At 71.3% G+C, this 20,678-nt stretch carries 19 protein-coding genes and 1 pseudogene; 8 read left to right on the top strand and 12 right to left on the bottom strand.

Annotated features, from left to right (window positions below):
• Positions 1-561, bottom strand: a pseudogene (locus ABZ318_RS32375) (S9 family peptidase); the annotation flags it as partial.
• Positions 534-2,318: an N-acetylglutaminylglutamine amidotransferase gene (locus tag ABZ318_RS32370; RefSeq protein WP_356906006.1), complete on the bottom strand. Its 1,785-nt coding sequence runs from the start codon at positions 2,316-2,318 to the stop codon at positions 534-536. The pseudogene ABZ318_RS32375 and the gene ABZ318_RS32370, both read right to left, overlap by 28 nt.
• A gap of 252 nt (positions 2,319-2,570) precedes the next feature.
• Here ABZ318_RS32370 and ABZ318_RS32365 point away from each other — a divergent pair, with 252 nt between their 5' ends.
• Entirely contained in the window at positions 2,571-4,043 is a 1,473-nt protein-coding gene (locus ABZ318_RS32365) for an ornithine decarboxylase (RefSeq protein WP_356906005.1), read from the top strand.
• Between the two features lie 30 nt (positions 4,044-4,073).
• Here the strand turns inward: ABZ318_RS32365 and ABZ318_RS32360 are convergent, their stop codons facing one another.
• From ABZ318_RS32360 to ABZ318_RS32350, 3 genes are all read right to left on the bottom strand, one after another.
• Positions 4,074-5,279, bottom strand: coding sequence for an amidohydrolase (locus ABZ318_RS32360; RefSeq protein WP_356906004.1), 1,206 nt, complete (start codon positions 5,277-5,279; stop codon positions 4,074-4,076).
• A gap of 102 nt (positions 5,280-5,381) precedes the next feature.
• A complete protein-coding gene (locus ABZ318_RS32355; protein ID WP_356906003.1) occupies positions 5,382-5,507 on the bottom strand; it encodes a hypothetical protein in 126 nt (41 codons plus the stop codon).
• Positions 5,508-5,738: 231 nt separating this feature from the next.
• Entirely contained in the window at positions 5,739-6,293 is a 555-nt protein-coding gene (locus ABZ318_RS32350; protein WP_356906002.1) for an ABATE domain-containing protein, read from the bottom strand.
• Positions 6,294-6,413: 120 nt separating this feature from the next.
• Here ABZ318_RS32350 and ABZ318_RS32345 point away from each other — a divergent pair, with 120 nt between their 5' ends.
• Complete coding sequence (locus ABZ318_RS32345) at positions 6,414-7,277, top strand: NAD(P)-dependent oxidoreductase (protein WP_356906001.1); 864 nt, start codon at positions 6,414-6,416, stop codon at positions 7,275-7,277.
• A 92-nt stretch (positions 7,278-7,369) separates the two neighbouring features.
• Entirely contained in the window at positions 7,370-7,903 is a 534-nt protein-coding gene (locus ABZ318_RS32340; protein ID WP_356906000.1) for a GNAT family N-acetyltransferase, read from the top strand.
• Here the strand turns inward: ABZ318_RS32340 and ABZ318_RS32335 are convergent.
• On the bottom strand, positions 7,879-8,652 hold the full coding sequence (locus ABZ318_RS32335) for a helix-turn-helix domain-containing protein (protein ID WP_356905999.1): 774 nt from the start codon (positions 8,650-8,652) through the stop codon (positions 7,879-7,881). The two genes, ABZ318_RS32340 and ABZ318_RS32335, sit on opposite strands and share 25 nt — an antisense overlap.
• A gap of 66 nt (positions 8,653-8,718) precedes the next feature.
• Between ABZ318_RS32335 and ABZ318_RS32330 the strand changes: the two genes are divergently transcribed.
• Entirely contained in the window at positions 8,719-9,348 is a 630-nt protein-coding gene (locus ABZ318_RS32330; protein ID WP_356905998.1) for a flavin reductase family protein, read from the top strand.
• Between the two features lie 111 nt (positions 9,349-9,459).
• Here ABZ318_RS32330 and ABZ318_RS32325 read toward each other — a convergent pair whose 3' ends face one another.
• Entirely contained in the window at positions 9,460-9,963 is a 504-nt protein-coding gene (locus ABZ318_RS32325; RefSeq protein WP_356905997.1) for a hemerythrin domain-containing protein, read from the bottom strand.
• A gap of 195 nt (positions 9,964-10,158) precedes the next feature.
• Here ABZ318_RS32325 and ABZ318_RS32320 point away from each other — a divergent pair, with 195 nt between their 5' ends.
• The 3 genes from ABZ318_RS32320 (at position 10,159) to ABZ318_RS32310 (ending at position 13,707) form a co-directional block, all read left to right on the top strand.
• Positions 10,159-10,890, top strand: a complete 732-nt coding sequence (locus tag ABZ318_RS32320; protein WP_356906007.1) for an ATP-grasp domain-containing protein — start codon at positions 10,159-10,161, stop codon at positions 10,888-10,890.
• A 287-nt stretch (positions 10,891-11,177) separates the two neighbouring features.
• Positions 11,178-13,139 carry an acyl-CoA dehydrogenase gene (locus ABZ318_RS32315; RefSeq protein WP_356905996.1) on the top strand — a complete coding sequence of 654 codons (1,962 nt, stop codon included), beginning with the start codon at positions 11,178-11,180 and terminating at the stop codon, positions 13,137-13,139.
• Positions 13,140-13,362: 223 nt separating this feature from the next.
• A complete protein-coding gene (locus ABZ318_RS32310; RefSeq protein WP_356905995.1) occupies positions 13,363-13,707 on the top strand; it encodes a YkvA family protein in 345 nt (114 codons plus the stop codon).
• Positions 13,708-13,720: 13 nt separating this feature from the next.
• Here ABZ318_RS32310 and ABZ318_RS32305 read toward each other — a convergent pair whose 3' ends face one another.
• From ABZ318_RS32305 to ABZ318_RS32295, 3 genes are read right to left on the bottom strand one after another with little or no spacing between them, the layout of a single operon-like run.
• Positions 13,721-14,527 carry a phosphatase PAP2 family protein gene (locus tag ABZ318_RS32305; protein WP_356905994.1) on the bottom strand — a complete coding sequence of 269 codons (807 nt, stop codon included), beginning with the start codon at positions 14,525-14,527 and terminating at the stop codon, positions 13,721-13,723.
• Positions 14,528-14,575: 48 nt separating this feature from the next.
• Complete coding sequence (locus tag ABZ318_RS32300) at positions 14,576-15,553, bottom strand: YihY/virulence factor BrkB family protein (protein WP_356905993.1); 978 nt, start codon at positions 15,551-15,553, stop codon at positions 14,576-14,578.
• Positions 15,519-17,393 (bottom strand): diacylglycerol kinase family protein, encoded by a 1,875-nt coding sequence (locus ABZ318_RS32295; protein WP_356905992.1) that lies wholly within the window; start codon positions 17,391-17,393, stop codon positions 15,519-15,521. Before ABZ318_RS32295 ends, ABZ318_RS32300 begins: the two co-directional genes overlap by 35 nt.
• Positions 17,394-17,608: 215 nt before the next feature.
• Here ABZ318_RS32295 and ABZ318_RS32290 point away from each other — a divergent pair, with 215 nt between their 5' ends.
• Positions 17,609-18,466, top strand: coding sequence for a YihY/virulence factor BrkB family protein (locus ABZ318_RS32290; RefSeq protein WP_356905991.1), 858 nt, complete (start codon positions 17,609-17,611; stop codon positions 18,464-18,466).
• Here the strand turns inward: ABZ318_RS32290 and ABZ318_RS32285 are convergent.
• Both ABZ318_RS32285 and ABZ318_RS32280 read right to left on the bottom strand, forming a co-directional pair.
• A complete protein-coding gene (locus ABZ318_RS32285) occupies positions 18,463-19,680 on the bottom strand; it encodes a phospholipase D-like domain-containing protein (protein ID WP_356905990.1) in 1,218 nt (405 codons plus the stop codon). The genes ABZ318_RS32290 and ABZ318_RS32285 overlap by 4 nt on opposite strands.
• A gap of 210 nt (positions 19,681-19,890) precedes the next feature.
• Positions 19,891-20,556 (bottom strand): VanZ family protein, encoded by a 666-nt coding sequence (locus tag ABZ318_RS32280; protein WP_356905989.1) that lies wholly within the window; start codon positions 20,554-20,556, stop codon positions 19,891-19,893.
• Positions 20,557-20,678 lie beyond the last annotated feature (122 nt).

The raw sequence follows: 20,678 nt of genomic DNA, 5'->3' as shown, positions 1-20,678 counted from the left end.
AGCAGTCCCAGCCGGCTCCGGACGCAGCCGTGGGGGTGATGCCCTCGGGCATGTTGTCCGTGACGGTGACCGTGCCGCTGGTCGGCTGGGCGTTGCCGCCGACCGCGGCGGCTCCGCCACCGTGACCGCCACGGCCGAGCCGTCACGCGTCCAGCGACCCAGGTACGCCGAGGTGCCGCTTTCCGCGCCCGCCACGATCCGGCGGCCGGTGCCGTCCGGGCGTACGCACAACACGCGGGTGAGCTCGCCGCCCCCCGGGGCCACCGTGTAGGCGATCCACCGCCCGTCGGGGGACCACGCCACCTCCGTGACCGGGTCGGGGTCCGCGTCGAGCAGGTGGAGCTCCGAGCCGTTCACCGGCCCGACCCAGAGCCGGGGGGCGCCCGTCCGGTCGCAGATGAAGGCGACGTGCTCGCCCGTCGGGTCCGCGGACGGATACCAGCAGCCGTGCGCGATCAGCGGCTGTGGGGTGTCCCGCAGGCCCACCGCATCGGCGAGCGGCACCAGGACGGGTGCCGCCGACGAGGTGTGGGTCAGTTGATCCCGTGTGTCTGCAGCCATATCTCCAGCAACGCTACGTGCCACAGGGCGTTCGCTCCTCGCTTCGTCCGGTGGTGGTCGGGGGCGGCGAGGAGTTCGCCGATGTACTCGTCCCGGAACACACCGCGCGCCCGCGCCTCCGGGGCGGACAGCGCCTGACGTACCCGTTCGAGGACGGGCCCCGCCATGTGGCGGATCGCCGGCACGGGGAAGTAGCCCTTGGGCCGGTCGACGACCTCCCGGGGCAACAGTGCCCTGCCCGCGTCCTTCAGCACGCCCTTGCCGCCCTGTGCCAGCTTCAGTTCCGGCGGGCAGGCGGCGGCCAGCTCGACCAGTTCGTGGTCCAGGAACGGCACCCGGGCCTCCAGGCCCCAGTCCATGGTCATGTTGTCCACGCGCTTGACGGGGTCGTCGACGAGCATGACGTGCGTGTCGAGCCGCAGCGCCGCGTCGAGCGCGGTCTCCGCCCCGGGCACGGCCATGTGCTCCCGGACGAAGCGTCCGCTCTCGTCGTGGCCGGTGAGCAGCTCCGGCTGGAGGATCCGGGCGAAGTCGGAATGCGGCCGGTCGAAGTACACGTCCGCGTACGTCTCCGGTTCCTGCTCGCGCTCGACGGCGGCCAGGTCCGGGTACCAGCGGTAACCTGCGAACACCTCGTCGGCGCCCTGACCGCTCTGGACCACGCTCACCTCCTTGGAGACCAGCTCCGACAGAAGGTGGAACGCCACCACGTCATGGCTGATCATGGGCTCGCTCATCGCCGCGACCGCGCTGTCCAGGGCGGTCGACACGCGGTCCGAGGGCACCATCAGCTGGTGATGATCGGTGCCGTAGCGCTGTGCCACCAGGTCGGAGTACGCGAACTCGTCGCCCTCTTCGCCGCCCTCGGCCTCGAAGCCCACGCTGAACGTCGCCAGGTCCCGCTGGCCCTCCTCGGCCAGCAGCGCCACGATCAGGGACGAGTCGAGGCCGCCGGACAGCAGCACGCCGACCGGCACGTCGGCGACCATCCGGCGGCGCACCGCCGTCCGCAACGCGTCCAGCACCGCGTCACGCCAGTCCGCCGCGTCCATGGCCGCGTGCTCGGGGCGGCGGGTGTACGACGGCTGCCAGTAGCAGCGATCACGGTAGGAGCCGTCCGGCTCCACCACGCGGACCGTGGCGGGCGGCAGCTTGCGCACCCCGTTGAGCACGGTCCGCGGCGCCGCCACCGTGGCGTGCCAGCTCAGGTACTGGTGCAACGCGACGCGGTCCAGGGAGGTGTCGACGCCACCGGCCGCGAGCAGGGCCGGCAGCGTCGAGGCGAACCGCAGTCGGCCCGGCCCGTGGGACAGGTACAGAGGCTTGATGCCGAGCCGGTCACGGGCCAGCACCACGCGGCCGGTGTCGTTCTCGACGATGGCGAACACGAACATGCCGATGAGATGGTCGACGCAGTCCGTGCCCCACTGCCGGTACGCCTTCAGGATCACCTCGGTGTCCGAGGTGGAGAAGAACCGGTGCCCGAGGGCCTGCAACTTCCCGCGCAGCTCCCGGTAGTTGTACACGCACCCGTTGAACACGCCCGTCAGCCGGGCTTCCGCGTCGGTCATGGGCTGCGCACCACGCTCCGACAGGTCGATGATCTTCAGCCGTCGGTGGCCAAGCGCCACGGCGCCCTGGGACCAGATGCCCTGGCCATCGGGACCGCGGGCGGCCAGACGGCCGACCATCCGCTCCACCGCGGCCACGTCGGGCCACCGACCGTCGAAGCGGATCTCACCGGTCAGGCCGCACATGTCACACTCACCCGCCGCGCCTCGCCCGCCCCCGGGACACCCGGGATCTCCTCTTCGGCCTCACATGGATCAGTCACGATAATCACGACAACTCCTCTGATTCGGGGAGTGAGCGCCCCCGTGCCCTTCAATTCAGCGGTGCACGGCGACCCGCTCCCTCCAGCGGGTTCCCCGTCGATCGCCCCGCATGCGTCACACGGACACCACAGTGGGCGGCGGTTATCACCCGTTCCGGGGGGAACGCGGAGTGCCATGGACCATTCACAAGCACCCGTACTCGACGCCTTGGCCGCCTATCACGCAGAGAACCAGACACCCTTCACCCCGCCCGGCCACAAGCAGGGGCGCGGCGCCGATCCCCGCGTGCGCGCGGTCCTCGGCGACAGCGTGTTCCGGTCCGACGTGCTCGCGACCAGCGGCCTGGACGACCGGACCTCGTCCCGGGGCGTGCTCGCCAAGGCCCAGGAACTCATGGCCGACGCCGTCGGGGCGGAGCAGACGTTCTTCTCGACCTGCGGCAGCTCGCTGTCGGTCAAGGCCGCCATGCTGTCCGTGGCAGGCCCGCACGAGAAGCTGCTCGTCGGGCGTGACGCCCACAAGTCGGTGGTCTCGGGCCTCGTACTCGCCGGCATCGTGCCGGTCTGGGTGGACCCCCAGTGGGACGCGGAGCGTCATCTCGCCCACCCGCCGTCCGCCGACGCCTTCCGCGCCGCCTTCGCAGAGCATCCTGACGCACGAGGCGCGCTGGTCACGACGCCGACGCCGTACGGGACCTGCTCGGACCTGCCCGGCATCGCGGCGACGTGCCACGAGCACGGCGTGCCCCTCATCGTCGACGAGGCGTGGGGCGCCCACCTGCCGTTCCATCCGGACCTTCCGACCTGGGCCATGGACGCCGGTGCGGACGTGTGCGTCACCTCCGTCCACAAGATGGGATCCGGTCTCGAACAGAGCTCGGTCTTCCACCTCCAGGGCGACCTGATCCAGCCCGAAGTCCTCAAGAACCGCGAGGACCTGCTCGGCACCACGAGCCCCTCCGTACTCGTCTACGCGGCCCTCGACGGCTGGCGCCGCCAGATGGTCCAGCACGGCCACGCCCTCTACGACGACGCGCTCGCCCTGGCCAAGACGGTACGGGCGCGGATCGCCGAGATCGACGGTCTGCACGTGCACGGGCGTGACGACTTCTGCGGACCCGGCCGGGCGGCCGACCTCGACCCCCTTCAGGTCATCGTCGACATCAGCGCGCTCGGAACCACCGGCTACCGGATCGCCGACTGGATCCGCGAACACCACCGGATCAACCTGCACCTGTCCGACCACCGTCGTACCAGCGCCCAACTCACCCACGCGGACGACGCCTCCAGTACCGACGCGCTGATCGCCGCACTGAGTGACGTCGCCCGGCACGCCGACGAACTGCGGCCCGCACCCACGGTGGAGGTCCCCGACCCGGCCGGGCTGCGCCTCGAACAGGTCATGCTGCCGCGCGACGCGTTCTTCGGGCGGGTCGAGCAGGTCCCGTGGCAGAAGGCCGTCGGCCGGGTGAGCGCCGAGATGCTCACGCCCTACCCGCCCGGCATCCCGGCCGCGCTTCCCGGCGAGAAGCTCACCTCGGAGGTTCTGCACTACCTGCGCAGCGGTGTCGACGCCGGCATGGTCGTACCGGACGCGGCCGACACCGAGGTCAAGACGGTACGCGTGACCGTCGAGGACAGGGCCTGAGCGAGCAGGCACACCGCGGCGGACAGTGCGTCAGAGTCCTGCGGTGGCCTTGCGGTGGAAGCAGGCCCAGGCCCGCTCCGACACGTCCGCACGCAGCAGGACGTCGGCCGCCGTGCACGCCAGCGCCTCCGCCGCGGCCAGCATCGCCCGCCGCCCCCGCGGTCCGGCCGCCGCCTCCGCGAACTGAGGCGTGTGGTCCGAGCCGTCCGAATCCATGATGGCGATCCATGGGTGGATCGCGGGCACCCGCGTGCTGACGTTGCCGATGTCGGACGACCCCAGATACACGCCCGGCGTGGGCTCGGACAAGCTGATGCCCACCCGGTCCAGGTGACCGGCGAACAGGCCGGACAGCACGTCGTTGTCACGGAAGTGCTCGTACCGACCGCCCACACCGGTCACCTCCACCCTCGTACGGGTGGCCAGCGCCACCCCCTGCGCGCACGAGCGCAGCTCCTCCATCAGCTCCTCCAAGGCGGCCGTGGTGCCCCCACGTAGCCCGAACAGCCCCTCCGCGTACTCGGGGACGATGTTCGTGGCGCGGCCGCCGTCGGTCACGATGCCCTGGATGTGCGAGCCATCGGGCAACCGCTTGTGCAGGACGCCGAGCGCGTTGAAGAGCTGGATCAGTGCGCCGAGCGCGTCGATCCCCTCCGTGGGACTACCGGTCGGGTGCGCGGCCCGACCGTGGAATCCCACCCGGACCTGCGCGCTGGCGGTCAACGGCGCCCACACCCAGTCGTACACGCCCGGATGGAACATCAAGGCCGCGTCGACCCCGTCGAACAGGCCCGCTTCCACCTCCGCCACCTTGCCCCCGCCGCGCTCCTCCGCCGGCGTCCCGACGGCCAGCAGCGTCCCCTCGACCTCGCCGAGCGCGGCTCGCACCGCGAGCGCCGCACCCAGGCCGGCCGACGCGATCAGATTGTGGCCGCACGCGTGGCCGAGCAGCGGCAGCGCGTCGTACTCCATCAGCAGGGCCAGGCAAGGGCCTTCGCCCGCCCCGGCCGCCGGACCCGTCCGCGCGACGAAGGCGGTCGGCAGCCCGGCCACCCCGCGCTCCACGCGGAAGCCCTCCGCTTCGAGGGCGTCCGCCAGCAACCGGGACGCCCTGTGCTCCTCGTACGCCGTCTCCGGCTCGCGGTGCAGCGCGAGGCTGAGCTCCCAGAGCCGGTCCGCGCGAACACCCACCTCCTCCTTGATGCGGGCGTACAGGGCCTCCGGGGTCTGCGACACGTGAGTCTCCTCGAGTCTCGGCTTCAGCCTGCGTGATTGCCGTGCATTCGCACGTGTTCCACGGTGAGGGCGTCCGATACCCGGAAACCGGAAACGGCCCGCTCACGTGGCGCCGACTGCCGTCGGCCGACGTGCGGAGCGGCGGTGGGTGCGCCCGGAAGCGGTGTACCGCTGGGCGACGAGCGCGACGGCGAGGCCGACCTGCACCAGGTCGCCCCCGTAGTACATCAGCTGGGCGCCGGATGGTGGAGTCCACCGCGATGTCCCGGTCGATCTCACCCGAGGGGGCCGGGCTCCAGTGCCTTCAACGACAGTCCGGCCTCCGCGTTGAAGGTGTCGAACGACGAGCTGCGGCCCCCGCCATGCCTCAGCAGTCGGCACCAAGATCGGCCGGACAAGTCCTAGGTGTTGCGGGTCATGACGTTGTCGACGGCCGGCTCCGATCGCGGCGCCGTTGGGTCAGCTCGTGGCGAGTCGTGACTTCTTGACCTTGTTGCCGCAGGTGTTCATGGAGCACCAACGGCGGTTGGCTCCGCGGCTGGTGTCGAGATAGAGCCCCGCGCATCCGGGGCCTTCGCAGTTCTTGATGCGGCTGCGGTCAGGGCCCCCGAGGATGTGGATGGCATCCGTGGCCAGGACGCCGAGGGCGTCACCGACAGGGGTCGTGGCCGTCAGGTGCCATTCTGCGCGTTCGTGTTCCAGCGCAGCCTTCGCGTGTCCAGTGGCAGCGACCGTGTTGAGGGTGCGGACATCCTTGGAATCCGGCTGTTCACCTGCGGCGATCGCCGACCCGATCCGGTAGATCGCCTCGCGCAGTTCGACGGCGTCCTCCAGGTCGGCCGGCGACACGTCCGTGACGTCGAGCCCTGTGGCCTGCAGCCACATCTTCAGTCGTGCGGGGTCGGTCAGCCGTTCTCTCGGCTTCGCGCCGGCTCTGTCGCTGACGGTGGCAGTGAACCGGAACGCCAGGACCTCGTTGTCCATCCGGAACACGCGTCGTATGTCTTCGGTCATTTCCAACCTCCGCAGTGCGACGACACCTGTCGAACCGTCTTAGGCGGTTCGACAGGAGGGTAGCCCCATGACATCCTTGTGAACCAGCTTAGACGGTTCAGCAGAAGGGGCGTGCTCTCCATGCGCAGCATCGCGGTCATCGGTCTGGGAGCGATGGGCAGACCCATCGCGCACAACCTCTTGAAGGCCGGCCATGACGTCGTGGTGTGGAACCGCTCCGACGCGCATGCGGAGCGACTCGTTGCAGCGGGTGCCCGTCGTGCCGCCTCCGTCTCAGAGGCCATGCACTCGCCGGTGGTCTTCTCGGTCCTGTCCGATGACCGGGCCGTCACCGAGACGTTCATCGACTCCGGCGTCCTCTCCCAGGTCCCGGGTGGGACTGTTCACGTCAACCTCGCCACGGTGAGCGCCGGCCTGGCTCGCCGGGTCGGCGCAGCGCACGCCGAGTCTGGTGTCGGGTACGTCGCAGCGCCGGTCTTCGGCCGTGTTCCGATCGCCGAAGCCGGGGCGCTCAACATCCTTGCGGCCGGTGAGGACGGGCTGATCGACCGTGTGCAGCCGTTCTTCGACGCAATCGGCTCGCGGACGTGGCGGCTCGGCGATCGTCCGGAGCAGGCCAACATCGTGAAGATCCTCGGGAACTACCTGATCGCCTGCGCAATTCAGTCACTGGGCGAGGCTGTCAGTCTGGCGGAAGGCGCCGGTGTCGACTCCGGGCAGTTCGTCGATCTGCTGACCTCGACGCTCTTCCCGGGTGCCGTCTACGCAGGCTACGGGTCGATGATCGCCGAACGGAACTACCAGCCGGCCGGCTTCACCACGGTCCTGGGCCGCAAGGACCTCCACCTCGCGCTCGATGCGGCGATCGACCACGACATTCCGCTCCCGATCGGTCAGCTGCTGCGGGTTGTCTTCGATCAGGCCGTCGCCGACGGTCGCGGGGCGGATGACTGGGCGGCCATCGCGGAACAGCAACCGCGGTGACCACCGACGGCCAATGGCCGTGACCGCGGGCCGGCGATCGCGCCAGGAGACAGCTCCTCGCGTTCTCTCGGTGCCGTTCATGCTCCTCGCGGGTGGGCTCCTCACCGGTCTCGCCTTCTCCGCTGCGCCCATGGCGGGAGAGTGACGCACCGGTCCTGGTGCGGTCGTGCCTCGATCCGGACATCCAGCACTGGAACCGCCCCGCTCGGCTGACCACTGACACCGCCCGGGAAAAGATCGCGCGCTGGAAGGTGCGACGGCAGGACGAGGAGGCTGCCATCTGGGCCGTCGCTCCCGCGGACGACCCCCCTGTCGGGCTGATAGGCCTTGCCGACTTGAACCTGCCGGGCGGCAGCGGCGAGTTCGTCTACTGGCTGCTGCCCGCCGGCCGCGGGTGCGGAGCCATGGTCGACGCCACTCTTGCCGTCAGCCGATGGGCCTTCGACACTCTCGGGCTGCATCGCCTGCGCATGACGCACTCCGTGGCCAACACGGCCTCCTGCAAGGTGGCCACCCGAGCCGGGTTCGCTCTGGAAGGGACGATGAGCAGCGCGCTCCTCCACGCCGACGGCTGGCACGACGAACACCTGCACGCACGCATTCAGGGCGACACCGGACCATCGTGAGCCGGCAGAGCTGCCTGCGGCCTCATGTGGGCCGTCAGGGCCGCGTCCGTCAGGCGCAGGTGCAGGCGGAGTGCGGCGTGGCCCTCGTCGGTCAGCCTCACGACCCGTGTGTCGCGCGTGTGGACCAGCCAGGACTTCTCGACCGCGTGCCGGAAGACGGCGGCTCCGACACCGCCCGCGAGGTGGAGTCGTTGTTCGGTCCAGTCGATGCACGTCCGCACGTGTGGGCGTGGCGACGACGCGGCGGGTTCATCGACGATGCCGAGATCCCTCATCCAGCGGGCTCCCGCGGCGGTGAGCGTCGGCCCGTAGTCCCACGTCAGGAACTTTCCTGCGGTCATCGCGTCGGTGATCGCGACGGCCAGGGAGCCGGCCAGGTGGTCGAAGCAGATACGGGCGAACGCCAGGTCCCGGTGACGACGGGCCGCGGTGAGGGAACGCACCGGCACCGGATGCCGAGGAGCCCGTGCGGCAAGCGCCTCGATCATCTCGGCGATGCCCGGGTCGGCGAGCCGGACGTATCGGTGACGGCCCTTGCGCTCCTCGGCCAGCAGGCCACCCGAGACCAGCCGGTTCAGGTGGCTCGTCGCGGTGGACGGGACGACGCCGGCGAGACGGGCCAGTTCCGTCGCCGTCCAGGCCCGGCCGTCCAGCAGGGCGAGACAGAAGGCAGCGCGCGTCCGGTCGGCCAGAAGGACTGCCAGAGCGGCGAGATCCGGCTCTTCGGCGTATACGTCGGTGCTGGTCACAGGTTCATTGTCGGCAACCGTCACTTCGACGGCCATCGAAAGGTCGCGCGTCTAGCGTTTTCCCGCATGACGACCGATACGCATCGAGTGATCCGTCCGAGCATCCTCTACTTCGGAACCCCGGTGGTCCTGCTCACCACACAGAACGAGGACGGCACTTTCAACCTCGCTCCCGTCTCCTCTGCCTGGGCACTGGGACAGAACGTCGTCCTGGGTCTGGGCAGCGAGAGCCAGACGGTACGCAACCTGGCCGAGCGGCCGGACGTAGTGATCAACCTCGCCTCCCCCGAGCTGTGGGAGCAGGTCGAGCGCCTCGCGCCGCTCACCGGCGCCGATCCGGTGCCGGAGAGCAAGCGGGCGGTGTACCGGCACGAGCCCGACAAGTTCTCCGCCGCCGGACTGACCCCGCAGTCCTCCGACCTCGTGCGGCCGCCCCGGGTCGCCGAGTCCCCTCTCCAACTGGAGGCGAGGGCCGTCGCGCTGAACCCGGGCGGAGAGGGTCGCTTCTTCGCCGTCGAGTGCGAGGTACTCCGTGTCCACGCCCACGAACGCATCGTCGTCCCCGGCACGCACCACGTCGACCCCGAGGTGTGGAGCCCGCTCATCTACAACTTCCGCCACTACCACGGGCTCGCGCCCGAGGTCGGTCACGGCTTCCGTTCCGAGACGGCCAAGGTTCCCGCGCGTATCGGGTGACCTGCGCCGACGGGGAGTGAGTCCGGCGCCTGGGGAGCCGCTGTGTGCCGCCCTGGACAGAACGCGTACCGGCAAGGCCGCAACCCGCTCGGCTGAGGCGGTCGGCTCCTCTCAGCGGTCGCCGACGATGGCCCGGACGTTCTCGACGCTGCCGCAGTCCGACTCCAGCTGCCTCTGGCGCTCCTTCAGGAACGCGGCGCCCAGCTCGGCCCTGCGCTCGTCGGGGACGTTCTCCCGGGCTCCGTTGAGGATCGTCCTCTCCTCCTCGTCCACGTGGTGGGAGACTGCCTCGACCAGGTCCTCCAGCTTCGAGTCCCAGTCCTCCGAGCCGACCTCCTCGACCTCCAGCAGCGCCAGCAGCGCCTTGTTGCCCTCCTCGTGCTCCTCCACCCCGTGCTCGACCTCTTCGTCGTCCACGTTCCTGAAGCGCTTCAGCGCTCCGTAGACCTCGGTCTCCTCTGCCTCGGCGTGGGCGATGAGCAACGCGGAGAACTTCTTCAGCGCTCCCGCGCGGTCGGCCTCTACGCTCCGCATCTGCCGGAACAGTTCCTCCATGGTCCGGTGATCCTTGAGGATCACCGCTACGACGTCCTGTTCCTGCAGTTCCGCGGCCATGGCACTACCTCCTCGAGTCGGAATCCTCGTCATCTGGTCCGTGCTCGCTCGCGGCCGGTTGAAACCTGGCTCCGGCCCGTTCCCCACGGGGTCGGGTGCTCGCCGCGACCGGAACGGGCCGGGACTAGCCTGACGGCACTGCACGTCGCGAAGGAGGTTGCGGTGCTTGTCATGCCCGGGCGGCGGACGTCGACGATGGAGCTGCTGGCGGTTGAGGCGGCGAGGCGTGGGATGGCGGTCCTGGCCGCGGAGGAGGTCTCTGCGGCCGAGGGACCGGCGTACTGGTACGGGGGGCCCGCGGCAGGCGCACGGTTGGCCGGACAGCTGGGGTGGGCGTTGCTCGAACCGTCGGACGACTGGCTTGCCGAGCTGCCGCAGGAGTTCACCGGGAGGGAGGTCCGAGCGGCGACTGTCCTGGACGCCTGGACGCTCCGGAGGCCGATGTTCGTCAAGCCGCCGCGGGACAAGTCCTTCACGGCGGACGTCTACGCGGACGGTTCCCGGCTGCCCGCCGGTCTGGACCCGGCGACGCCGGTGCTGCTCTCCGAGGTGGTGACCTTCGCTGCCGAGTACCGGCTGTTCCTCCTCGACGGGCAGATCGCCACGGGGAGTCGGTACGCGGTGTTCGGCAGGCTGGACCCCCACCCGCTCGACAGGCACGAGCCCATCACCGCGGAGATCGCGGAATTCGTCGACCGCCTCGTCGCCGCGGCCGGACCCGCCCTGCCGAGCGCCGTCGTCGTGGACGTCGGACAACTGCTCGACACCTACCGCCCGGGCCACCGGTGGGCCGTGGTGGAAGCCAATATGGCCTGGTTCTCCCACGCGTACGCCGCTGACCCGACGCGAGTGCTGGACGTGGTGATGCGAGCAGCGGGGCCGCGCGACCGGGTGAAACCTGCGGATCTGCCCTTCGTGCGGCACTGAACCCCTCCGGCCTCATGCCCCGGGGGACGGGAGCAGCTCCCGCTTCGTCCGCCTCCGCGTCGCACGGCCTCGACGACATTTCGGACGGCAGGGCCGCGAGCGCCGATACTCATCGCGCCGGCGCTCGCATGGAGCCGTAAGAGAACCCACTCCCCCGGCGCCGCAGCCGAGAGATCACCGCCTGCCCCTGGCCCGGCTCCGCGTCACGCGGATCGGGCTCCCGTAGGCTTCGCCCCATCACATGATCACCGCCGGTTGATCCGCACCGGCCGGGGTAACGGAGGGCCATGGCACCCGACGACACTTCTGCCACAGCGAACGGCTACACGCATCCCGTGATCGACGTCGAAGCCCTGGCGGCCCTTCTCGACAGCGAGTACGCCGGCATCCGAGACCTTGTCCGGACCAATCTGGCGGCCTACTCTTCCGTGCTGGAGGACGCCGAGCGACTCGACACGGACGCGTTCCGCGAGCGGGTGCGCGACATCGTGGTCGAGATGGCCGGGACCGGCCAGACCGGTATGGGCTTCCCCGCAGCGTACGGCGGCGGCGGTGACATCGGCGCCTCTGTCGCCGCCTTCGAGACCCTCGCTTTCGGCGATCTGTCGGTGCTGGTCAAGGTCGGTGTGCAGTTCGGGCTGTTCGGCGGTGCGATCTTGCACCTGGGCACCGGACGTCACCACGACGCCTACTTGCCGGACCTGGTCGCCGGGCGGCTTCTGGGGTGCTTCGCGATGACCGAGACCGGGCACGGCTCCAACGTCCAGGCGCTCGGGACGGTGGCCCGGTACGACGCCGAGGCCCAGGAGTTCGTCGTCACCACCGAAGGTGACGCCGCCCGCAAGGACTACATCGGGAACGCGGCCCGCCACGCCGAGCTGGCGGTCGTCTTCGCCCAGCTGGAGGTGGGCGGAGAGCCCCGCGGCGTGCACGCGCTCGTCGTGCCGATCCGGTCCGGGGGAAAGGTCCTGCCGGGCATCGAGATCGAGGACGACGGCCGCAAGATGGGCCTCAACGGCGTCGACAACGGCCGGATCCGCTTCGACGGGGTCCGGGTGCCGCGTGAGGCGCTGCTCAACCGCTTTGCCGATGTCACGCCCGAGGGCGCGTACGTCAGTTCCATCGACAATCCCAACCGCCGCTTCTTCACCATGCTCGGCACGCTCGTCCAGGGCCGGGTCTGTGTCGGCGGCGCCGGGGTGAGCGTCGCCAAGGTCGCCCTCACGCTCGCCGTCAAGTACGGCGTGCGGCGACGTCAGTTCGAGGCTTCGCCGGGTGCCGAGGAGCAGCTCCTGCTGGACTACGGGCTGCACCAGCGTCGGCTGCTGCCGCTGCTCGCCCGCACGTACGCACTGCACTTCGCGCAGGACGTCGTCCGCGGACAGCTGCACGAGGTCTTCTCCGGCCGCGAGGACGACCCGCAGGCGCGGCGACGGTTGGAGTCGCGGGCCGCCGGCACCAAGGCGCTCGGCACCTGGCATGCCACCCGTACGGTGCAGGAGTGCCGCGAGGCATGCGGGGGCGCCGGCTATCTCGCGGTGAACCGCTTCGCCGCGCTCAAGGCCGACAGTGACGTCTTCACCACCTTCGAGGGCGACAACCACGTGCTGCTCCAGCTCGTGGCGAAGGGCCTGCTCACCGACCACGCCAGCGAGTTCGAGGACCTGGACCAGCTCGGCGTGGTCCGCTACGTCACCGGGCTCGCTGTCGAGACCGTCATCGAGAAGGCGTCCGTCCACAAGCTCCTGGAACGGGTCCGCGACCTGCTGCCCGGCGGCGACGAATGGGACCGGGAGGCCGGGCTGCTCGACTCGGAGTACCACCTGGCCATGCTGCGCTATCGCGAGGAGCACATGCTCGCCGGGCTGGCCCGCCGGCTCAAGCGCGGAGTCGACCGGAAACGCGATCCCGGCACCGTCTTCTCGCAGGTGCAGGACCATGTGATCGCGCTCGCCCACGCGCACGTCGAGCGACTGGTGCTGGAGGCGTTCGTCGACGCGGTCCGGGCCCTGCCCGACGGCGGCAACAAGGTCGCGCTGGAGCTGCTCTGCGACCTGTTCGCGCTGTCGACGATCGAGGCGGACCGAGCCTGGTTCATGGAGCACGGCCGGCTGACCGTCCAGCGGTCCAAGGCGATCAGCCGCGAGGTGAACGACCTCTGCCGCAAGGTCCGGCCACTGGCCGTCGACCTGGTCGACGCCTGGGGCATCCCGTCGGAGATGCTGCGGGCGCCGGACCTGCTGGGCTGAGAGCGGGACGGCTTCCGCGGACAGGCTCCTCGCCCGCCGTGCGGGCGGTTGTCCGGGAGCATCCGCCGCGCCTGGTCGGGCCCGCGCTCGTTGATCGTTCGGTCTCCGAAGGAGGGTGAAGCGCTGTACGACCTGGCACTCACCGACGCGGCCGGCGACGACCCGGGCCACGTGGCGGAGTCCGTCGCCGCGCGGCCGGGGTGTTACGGGGTAGGAGAGCGGCATGGACAGTACCTTCTGGCTCATCGTGGCCGTGGTTCTCGTGCTCGTGGTGGCGAGCACCGCGGCCGTTCTGCTCGTGCGCGTGTTCCGTGCTCGCAGGATGCTCCTGGACGCAGGTGTCCCGTTGCAGTCCAAGGCCCTGTTCTGGGTGGCGGTGGTCTACACGATCTCGCCGATCGACCTCGTACCGGATCCGGTCTACCTGGACGACATCGGCGTACTCCTGATCGCCCTGCGGGCACTGCACGCGGCAGCCGCCAGAAGCGGGGTGAATCCCGAAAAGCGGCCCGCGGCACCGGGAAGGACCTCGGCCGACGGGTCGGTGGGGGTGCCGCCGTCGCAGTGAGGCCGGCCCCGCGTCATCGGGAGCCGGGCCGGCCCACCGGCTCCGGGGAGTCCGTCACGATCTCGGGCTCCAGGCCCTCGGTGGGGGCGGTGCGGGAGCGGCCGATGTCGCCGCGCCACGCCTCGAAGGCGAGCGTGGTCGCGGTCACCACCGCCAGTCCCAGCAGCCAGCCCCCGACCACGTCACTCACCCAGTGCACCCCGAGCGCGACCCGCGTGTAGCTCACGCCGAGCACCGCCACCGTCGCCAGGGCCCACGGCAGCGGCCGCCAGGCACGCGGTACCAGGGGGAGCAGGACCAGCAGCAGGACGGCACAGGAGGTGGTGGCCGTCATGGCGTGCCCGGAGGGGAAGGAGAAGCCGGGCGCATGGGCGACGGGATCCGGCAGGTGCGGCCGGGCACGCTGGACCGCGTTCTTGACCAGCAGCCCCGCCAGCCCGCCGGCCGTCGCGGTGACGGCCGCCCAGGCGGCGAGGCGGTACGCCCGCCGCCGCAGGAGCCACACCACCACACCGGCCACCAGGAGCCGCATGGTCAGCGGCCCCCACGCGACGTGCGTGAGGAAGTCGAGCACGCGTACCCAGGCCGGGCTGCCGAGTGCGGAACGGTGCAGCCGCTCGGCCACGTCCTGGTCGAGACGGTGCAGCGGGGCCCAGTGCGACTCCACCAGCACCAGGGCGAGGGAGAACGGGACGGCTGCCAGGGCGGTGAGGGCCGCGCCCGCCACCAACCGCACGCCGAAACGGGTGTCGGCCCGGCTCTGACCGGTCACGAGCCGTCCGAGACGGTGTCGCCAGGTCCGGGTGGAACGCTCGGTCATGGTCGGTACGGTTCCTTTCCGTCGGGGAGTTCGGGAGGGCCGGTCGGCTCAGACCCCGGGGTCCTCGGTGATCGGCGTCGCCACCCCCGCCCGTGCGGCCTCCAGTTGGGCGGCGAAGGAAAGGCCCAGGAACAGCGCGACCGAGGTGAGGTACGACCACAACAGCAGCGCCACGAACGCGCTCAGCGGCCCGTACACGGTGGTGAAGGAGCCTTCGGAGCCGACGTACAGGCTCAGTGCCCACGTCGCGCCCAGCCACAGCAGCAGATGGACGGCGGCACCGAAGGCGAGCCAGGTGTAGCCCGGTTGGGCGCGCCGGGGCGAGCGGCGGAAGACGGCGCTGGTGGCGATCACCGCCAACAGGATCCCCACGGGCCAGCGCAGCACGTCCCACGCTCGGGACGTGGCCGGCTCCAGGTGGTAGACCTCGATCAGGGCCCGGTTCAGGTCGGATCCGAGGACGGTGACGCAGAAGCTCAGTCCGAGGGGCACCCCGGCCAGTACCGCCATCACCAGCCCACGGGCGTACTTGTGGAGGAACGGCCGGTCGCGCTCCACTCCGTATATGCGGTTCGCGCCGCGCTCCACCTGGCACATGCCCGTGGTGACGTTCGCGACGGAGAACAACAGGCCGAGCCAGAGGGCGGCCGCGCCGCCCTCCCCGGCGTGCTGCCGGCTCTCCCGCAGAGCGTCGTCCACCACGTCCTGGCTCGGACCGCTGATCCGACGGATCGTCAGCTCGGCGATCCGCCCGATGTCCTCGGTGTGCAGCACCCCGGACAGCCCGATGACGGCGATGGCCAGCGGAAGGATCGCCAGGACGGTCTGCAGGGCGAGGGCCCGGGAGTGGCTGAACCCGTCGGCGTAACGGAACCGTACGAAGGAATCCCGTACGAGGGACCAGCCTCCGTAGCGGCGGAGCGCGGCCCAGGCCTCCTCGCCCGACAGGACTTCCCCTCGCAGACGGAGTTCGGCCTCCACGGCCTCGACTTCACTGCGCTGCGGTACGCGCGTCGCGGTGCCCATGGTCCCCTCCTTCCCCTCCGGCCCGCGCCGGGACGTCCGGCCCCTCCGGGGTGCCCGCCCGCGACGGGACGTCTTCCTGCGTCGACGGGACCGCTCCCGTCGGAACGTCTTCCAGCGTCGGCGGGACCGCTCCCGTCGGGGTGTTCGCTCCCGCCAGAGCGTCTGTCCTTGTCGGAATGCCTGTCCCTGCCGAGGCGCCTGCCCCCGCCGGGGCCGGCAGGCACACCCGCAGCGCCCCCGGCTCGACCTCCGCGGTCAGCCGAGTACCCGCGGGGAAGACGTCGCCGTCGAGCTCGCGCGGCTGGGGCCGGGCGAAGCGGAGGTCGATCCGGGTCGCGCCGAAGTACTCCAGGGCGCCGTGCGCGAGGGGCCGTTCCTCCGCGCCGGACGCGTGCTGCCGCCGTCCGCCCGGTACGCGCGAGGCGAGGTACCCGGCGGCGGCGAGCCAGCCGGTCACCCCGCGCGGGTCGAGCAGGACGACCTCCAGCCTGCCGCTGTCGGGCCGGGCCTCCGGCAGCAGCGGCAGTCCGCCCTGAAGGGTCCCGACGTTGCCGATGACGACCATGCGGGCCCGTCGCTCCAACGGGGCGCCCCCGTCCAGCCGGATCGACAGCCGCATCCGGGCGTCCCCCAGGTGCCGTACGGCCGAGACCACGTACGCGGCCCAGCCCAGGCTCTCCTTGAGCCGAGCCGGGGCGTCCCGGACCATGGCGGCGTCGAACCCGGCGCCCGCCATGACCGCGAACCGGGTCGGCGCGATCCCGTCGCCCCGTATCCGTCCCACGTCGAGGCGGACGGCCTGCCCGCGGAGGGCCTCCCGCAGAGCGGCCACGGGTTCGGTCGGCAGCCGCAGGTTACGGGCGAGGAGGTTCCCGGTGCCGCAGGGGACGATCGCCAGGGGGATCCCGGTCCCGGCCACCACGTCCGCGCAGGCGCGTACGGTGCCGTCCCCGCCGCAGACGACGACCAGATCGGTGTCCGTCCCGCCGAGGCACGGGGCCAGGGCGCCGGACGGGTCCCCGGCCGTCGTCTCCGTCCACCGCTGCTCCGCGTAACCGTGGTCGCGCAGCAGGGCCCGTACCCGGGCGGCGGTCCCGTCGCCGCACGCGTGCGGGTGGCGCACCACCACGGCCCGCCGCCCGCTGTGGGGGGACAGGCCCGGGGCGGGCGGTGCCGTCTCCGTCCGGGGGCGCGGCAGCAGGGCGGCCGCCACGAGGGCCAGCGTGCAGGCGCCGTTCAGCAGCCCCGCCACCACGTCGGAGGTGTGGTGCATGCCGCGGTACACCCGGGAGACCGCCACGAACAGCGGGATCACGAGGAGCAGCCCCACCACGAGGTGTCGCCGAACGCCGTGCAGACGCCGGGACGCGAGGACGGCCAGTCCTCCGAAGAGGGCGACGGAGGCCCCGACGTGGCCGGAGGGGAAGCTGGACGTCGGCGGCGCCGGGTCCAGGTGGGGCACGTCGGGGCGTTCGCGGTGCACGACGAGGGTGACGAGCAGGAAGACGGCGGACTGCGCGGCCACCGCCACGGCGAGGAACGCCGCCTCCCGCCATCGGGGCACGTGGGGCGCCAGGAGCAGAACGGCCGTGCACAGGAGGGTGAGGGCGATCACGCTCTCCGTGCCGGCCAGCAGGGACGCCCCCTCGGTGAGCGCGGTGGCGAAAGGGGTACGACGGGCGGCGAGGGCGCGGTTGACGCCGTCCTCCGCCGACAGCGGCCAGCGCCGTGCGAGGGGACCGGTCACCAGCAGCCCCAGCACGGCGACCACGGCCGTCTGCACGGGTAGCAACAGGAGCGGACGGCCCGGTCTGGCTCCCGCCTCGTGTGAGTTCGTCATTGAGGCCGTGTTACCTGCCAGGCGTGGGTCATGCCCCCTCCGGGCCGTTCCGATCGTGACCAGGGCTCCAGGCCGTCGTGGACGGTGCCCGCTCTGTTCGCCGGTGGCCGGAGGGGACGAAGGATGAGAGCGGTGACGCCGGGCAAGGGGGTACCGTGACATCGAACACTCTCCGCACGCGCCGGAGCACCCCGGGAGACCGGCTCGTCGAGTCGATGAGACGCACACGCTCGAACCTGTGGAGCACCGCCGTACGCCTCTGGGACGACAACGTCGCCGACTGCGCGGCGGCCCTCACCTACTACGCGGTGTTGGCACTCGTGCCCGCCCTGCTCGTCTCGGTCTCCCTGGTGGGACTGGCCGGGACCGGCACCCGCGAGCGCCTGATCCGCGACCTCACCTCCTACGCCCCTCCCCAGTCGGCCCAGGTGCTCCAAGAGGCCCTGGAGGGCCTCACCTCTGCCCCGTCCTCCCTGTGGGCGCTGCTCGTCAGCGGAGTCCTGAGCGCCCTGTGGTCCGCCTCCAGCTACTTGGCGGTCTTCCGTCGCGCTCTGCACGCGATGCACCGGCTGCCCGACACACGGCCGCCGCTGCGTGCGGCGCACGTCCTCGTCCTCACGGCCGGCGTGCTGTTGTCCCTGCTCGTCGCGGGCGCCGCGAGCCTCGTCGCGACCGGCCCCGTGGCCCGTCGGCTCGCGGCGGCCGCGGGCCATTCGGGCACGGGCGTCATGGACGTCCTGCGGTGGCCGGTGCTCCTGGTGGTCGTCACGGCACTGATCCTCATCCTCTACCGGACCGGACCCGCCCAAGCCCGCGGCACGCGCCGGGGGTTTCCGGGCGGTGCCCTGGCGGCCTTCCTGTGGCTCGGCGCTTCGGCGCTGTTCACCCTCTACACGCGGTTCGGGACCTACAGCCGCCTCTACGGTTCGCTGGCGGGGGTCGTCGTCTTCCTCGTGTGGCTGTGGTTCGGCAACCTGGCCCTGCTCGCCGGCGCGCAGTTCAACGCGGTGCTCGCGCGGACCGGGCGACGAACCGGCGAGGCGCCGGCGGACGCCGGGACGGCCTCCTCCTAAAGGTAGCGGCGGATGGGGAGCACCGCGGTCTCCCGGGCTCGCTGCAGCAGCGAGCGCCGCTTCCACCGGTCCGGGCGGATCAGTTCGCTGACTTCGAGGTCCTCGTCGTAGTGCGCGTCGAGGGCGGCGGTGAACCCGGCGTCCATGACGGCGAGCATGACCTCCTCGTCGTGGTCGAGGGAGCGGCGGTTGAAGTTCGTGGAGCCGATCAGGGACACGACGCCGTCCATGGTGATGACCTTCGCGTGCATCATGGTCGGTTGGTACTGGTGGATGCGCACGCCGCAGGCGGTCAGCTCCTCGTAGCGGTGCTGTCCCGCCAGCTGGCACACCCGCTTGTCCGTGTGGGGGCCGGGCAGGAGGATCTCGACTTCCACGCCGCGGCGGGCCGTGGCGCAGAGCAGGTCGATGAAGTAACTGTCTGGGGCGAAGTAGGCGGTTGCCAGACGGACCCGTTCCTCGGCCGATTCGAGGATCACGCGCATCAGGGTCTGCATGTCCTGCCAGCCGAAGCTGGCCGAGCCGCGGACCACCTGCACGATGGCGTTCCCGCTCGGGCGGTGGCTCACGAACCGGTCGCGCTCGTCGAAGAGTTCCGCGTGGCATTCGGCCCAGTTCTGGGCGAAGGCGGCGGCGATGCCGTCCACGGCGGGGCCTCGGACCTCGACGTGCGTGTCCCGCCACTCGTCGGGGTTGCGTGCGTCACCGCACCACTCCTCGGCGATCCCGACGCCTCCGGTGAAAGCGGTCTGCTCGTCGACCACGAGGACTTTGCGGTGACAGCGGTGGTTCTGCTTGAGCGGCGAGAGGTAGAGGGGCTTGCGGAACCAGGCGACCTCGACTCCGGCGCCGCTCATCCGGTCCAGCAGCTCCCGCTCGATGAGGCGGCTGCCGAAGCCGTCCAGCAGCAGTCTCACCCGCACCCCCGCACGCGCCCGGTCGGACAGGGCCACGGCGAAACGCCGCGCGATGTCACCCCGCCAGTAGACGAAGGTCATCATGTCGACGGTGTACCGGGCACTGCCGATCGCGTCCAGCATCGCGGCGAAGATCTCGTCCCCGTTGCGCAGAGGACGTACGGCGTTGCCCTCGGTCGCCGCGACGCCGATGAGCCGTTCCAGGCGCCGGCGTATGCGGTGGATCCGTTCGTCGACCGGGCCGCTGTCGGCGGTCGCGGTCGTTGCGCTGCCGGACGGCGGCTCTCTGTCAGACATACCGGTACTCCTCGGTCGGGCCATCGGCGATCAGGATCACATGCGACAGCATCGGGGATGAGCCGGACGACGGGCACTGTTCGGCATGGACGACCTCATGGCCACGGCCCCGCCGAGCGGGGCCGCAGCGGACTTCCTGGACGCCGGCTACGAGGTGCACTCCCACCTCTCCCGGGTCCCCCGCGTTCGGGCTCGCCCGGTACGGCGGCGTCAGGCGGACGAGTCGCCCAGGCGCCGCTTCCACCAGCGGGGGCGGGTGCGAGGGCGGACGGCTCGCCCCAGCCGCCGGCCGACGAGCAGGTAGCCGAGGAGCGCTCCCACCGTGTTGAGGAGGACGTCGTCGATGTCGAAGGCGCGTCCCGTGATGAGCGTGCCCTGCACCAGCTCCACGAGCAGCATGGTGACGGCGGTGACGAGCGCGACCCGAAGAAATCCGCGTGTCTTGCGGGACAGCAGCGGCAGCAGGATTCCGAAGGGGACGCCGAGTGCGATGTTTCCCCCGAGTTGCTTGACGGTCTCCACGAAGCCGGGCCGGTTGAGATAGTTCTCGATCGACCGGCCCGGTGTCAGGTTGCTGTGGGTCAGGGGCGCGGACGCCGGTGAGGCCTCCAGGGTGAGTCTGGCCAGGACCACGGCGAACGCCACCATGCCCGCGAAGGCCGTCAGGGTGACCAGCACCCGCACGAACCGCCCCGGGCCGCGTCGGACCGGAGCCGTCGCCTTTGCCTCCGGCGCTCTCGTCCCCGGCCCCGGCCGGCTCGGTGTCGCCCCCTCCCCTCCCTCCGGCCCGGCCCCGGCCGGCTCCGTCCCGACGGGCGTCGCCGTTCTGCCGCCCGCCCCTCCGGCCCGTCTCCCCGACGCTCTCCAACCGAACATGCGCCTCTTCCTCCTCCGGACGATCGTGTGCGGACGGGCCCCGCGTACCCTCGGCGAGGCGACTGCATGCCGTGCGGTCCCCGAGGGACCGCCGTCGGCTGCGAGCTGTGCGCCTGGGCCTG

The organism is Streptomyces sp. NPDC006197 (assembly GCF_040613865.1).
Lineage (GTDB): Bacteria > Actinomycetota > Actinomycetes > Streptomycetales > Streptomycetaceae > Streptomyces.
Note: the sequence above shows the minus strand (reverse complement) of the source record. Positions and strands in the feature narration are given on the sequence as shown.

Bases quoted from the DNA above. Each gene is read 5' to 3' on its own strand.
- ABZ318_RS32370 (WP_356906006.1), bottom strand. From the start codon at position 2,318: ATGTGCGGCCTGACCGGTGAGATCCGCTTCGACGGTCGGTGGCCCGAC.
- ABZ318_RS32365 (WP_356906005.1), top strand. From the start codon at position 2,571: ATGGACCATTCACAAGCACCCGTACTCGACGCCTTGGCCGCCTATCAC.
- ABZ318_RS32355 (WP_356906003.1), bottom strand. From the start codon at position 5,507: ATGTACTACGGGGGCGACCTGGTGCAGGTCGGCCTCGCCGTCGCGCTC.
- ABZ318_RS32350 (WP_356906002.1), bottom strand. From the start codon at position 6,293: ATGACCGAAGACATACGACGCGTGTTCCGGATGGACAACGAGGTCCTG.
- ABZ318_RS32345 (WP_356906001.1), top strand. From the start codon at position 6,414: ATGCGCAGCATCGCGGTCATCGGTCTGGGAGCGATGGGCAGACCCATC.
- ABZ318_RS32330 (WP_356905998.1), top strand. From the start codon at position 8,719: ATGACGACCGATACGCATCGAGTGATCCGTCCGAGCATCCTCTACTTC.
- ABZ318_RS32325 (WP_356905997.1), bottom strand. From the start codon at position 9,963: ATGGCCGCGGAACTGCAGGAACAGGACGTCGTAGCGGTGATCCTCAAG.
- ABZ318_RS32320 (WP_356906007.1), top strand. From the start codon at position 10,159: ATGGAGCTGCTGGCGGTTGAGGCGGCGAGGCGTGGGATGGCGGTCCTG.
- ABZ318_RS32315 (WP_356905996.1), top strand. From the start codon at position 11,178: ATGGCACCCGACGACACTTCTGCCACAGCGAACGGCTACACGCATCCC.
- ABZ318_RS32310 (WP_356905995.1), top strand. From the start codon at position 13,363: ATGGACAGTACCTTCTGGCTCATCGTGGCCGTGGTTCTCGTGCTCGTG.
- ABZ318_RS32305 (WP_356905994.1), bottom strand. From the start codon at position 14,527: ATGACCGAGCGTTCCACCCGGACCTGGCGACACCGTCTCGGACGGCTC.
- ABZ318_RS32300 (WP_356905993.1), bottom strand. From the start codon at position 15,553: ATGGGCACCGCGACGCGCGTACCGCAGCGCAGTGAAGTCGAGGCCGTG.
- ABZ318_RS32295 (WP_356905992.1), bottom strand. From the start codon at position 17,393: ATGACGAACTCACACGAGGCGGGAGCCAGACCGGGCCGTCCGCTCCTG.
- ABZ318_RS32290 (WP_356905991.1), top strand. From the start codon at position 17,609: ATGAGACGCACACGCTCGAACCTGTGGAGCACCGCCGTACGCCTCTGG.
- ABZ318_RS32285 (WP_356905990.1), bottom strand. From the start codon at position 19,680: ATGTCTGACAGAGAGCCGCCGTCCGGCAGCGCAACGACCGCGACCGCC.
- ABZ318_RS32280 (WP_356905989.1), bottom strand. From the start codon at position 20,556: ATGTTCGGTTGGAGAGCGTCGGGGAGACGGGCCGGAGGGGCGGGCGGC.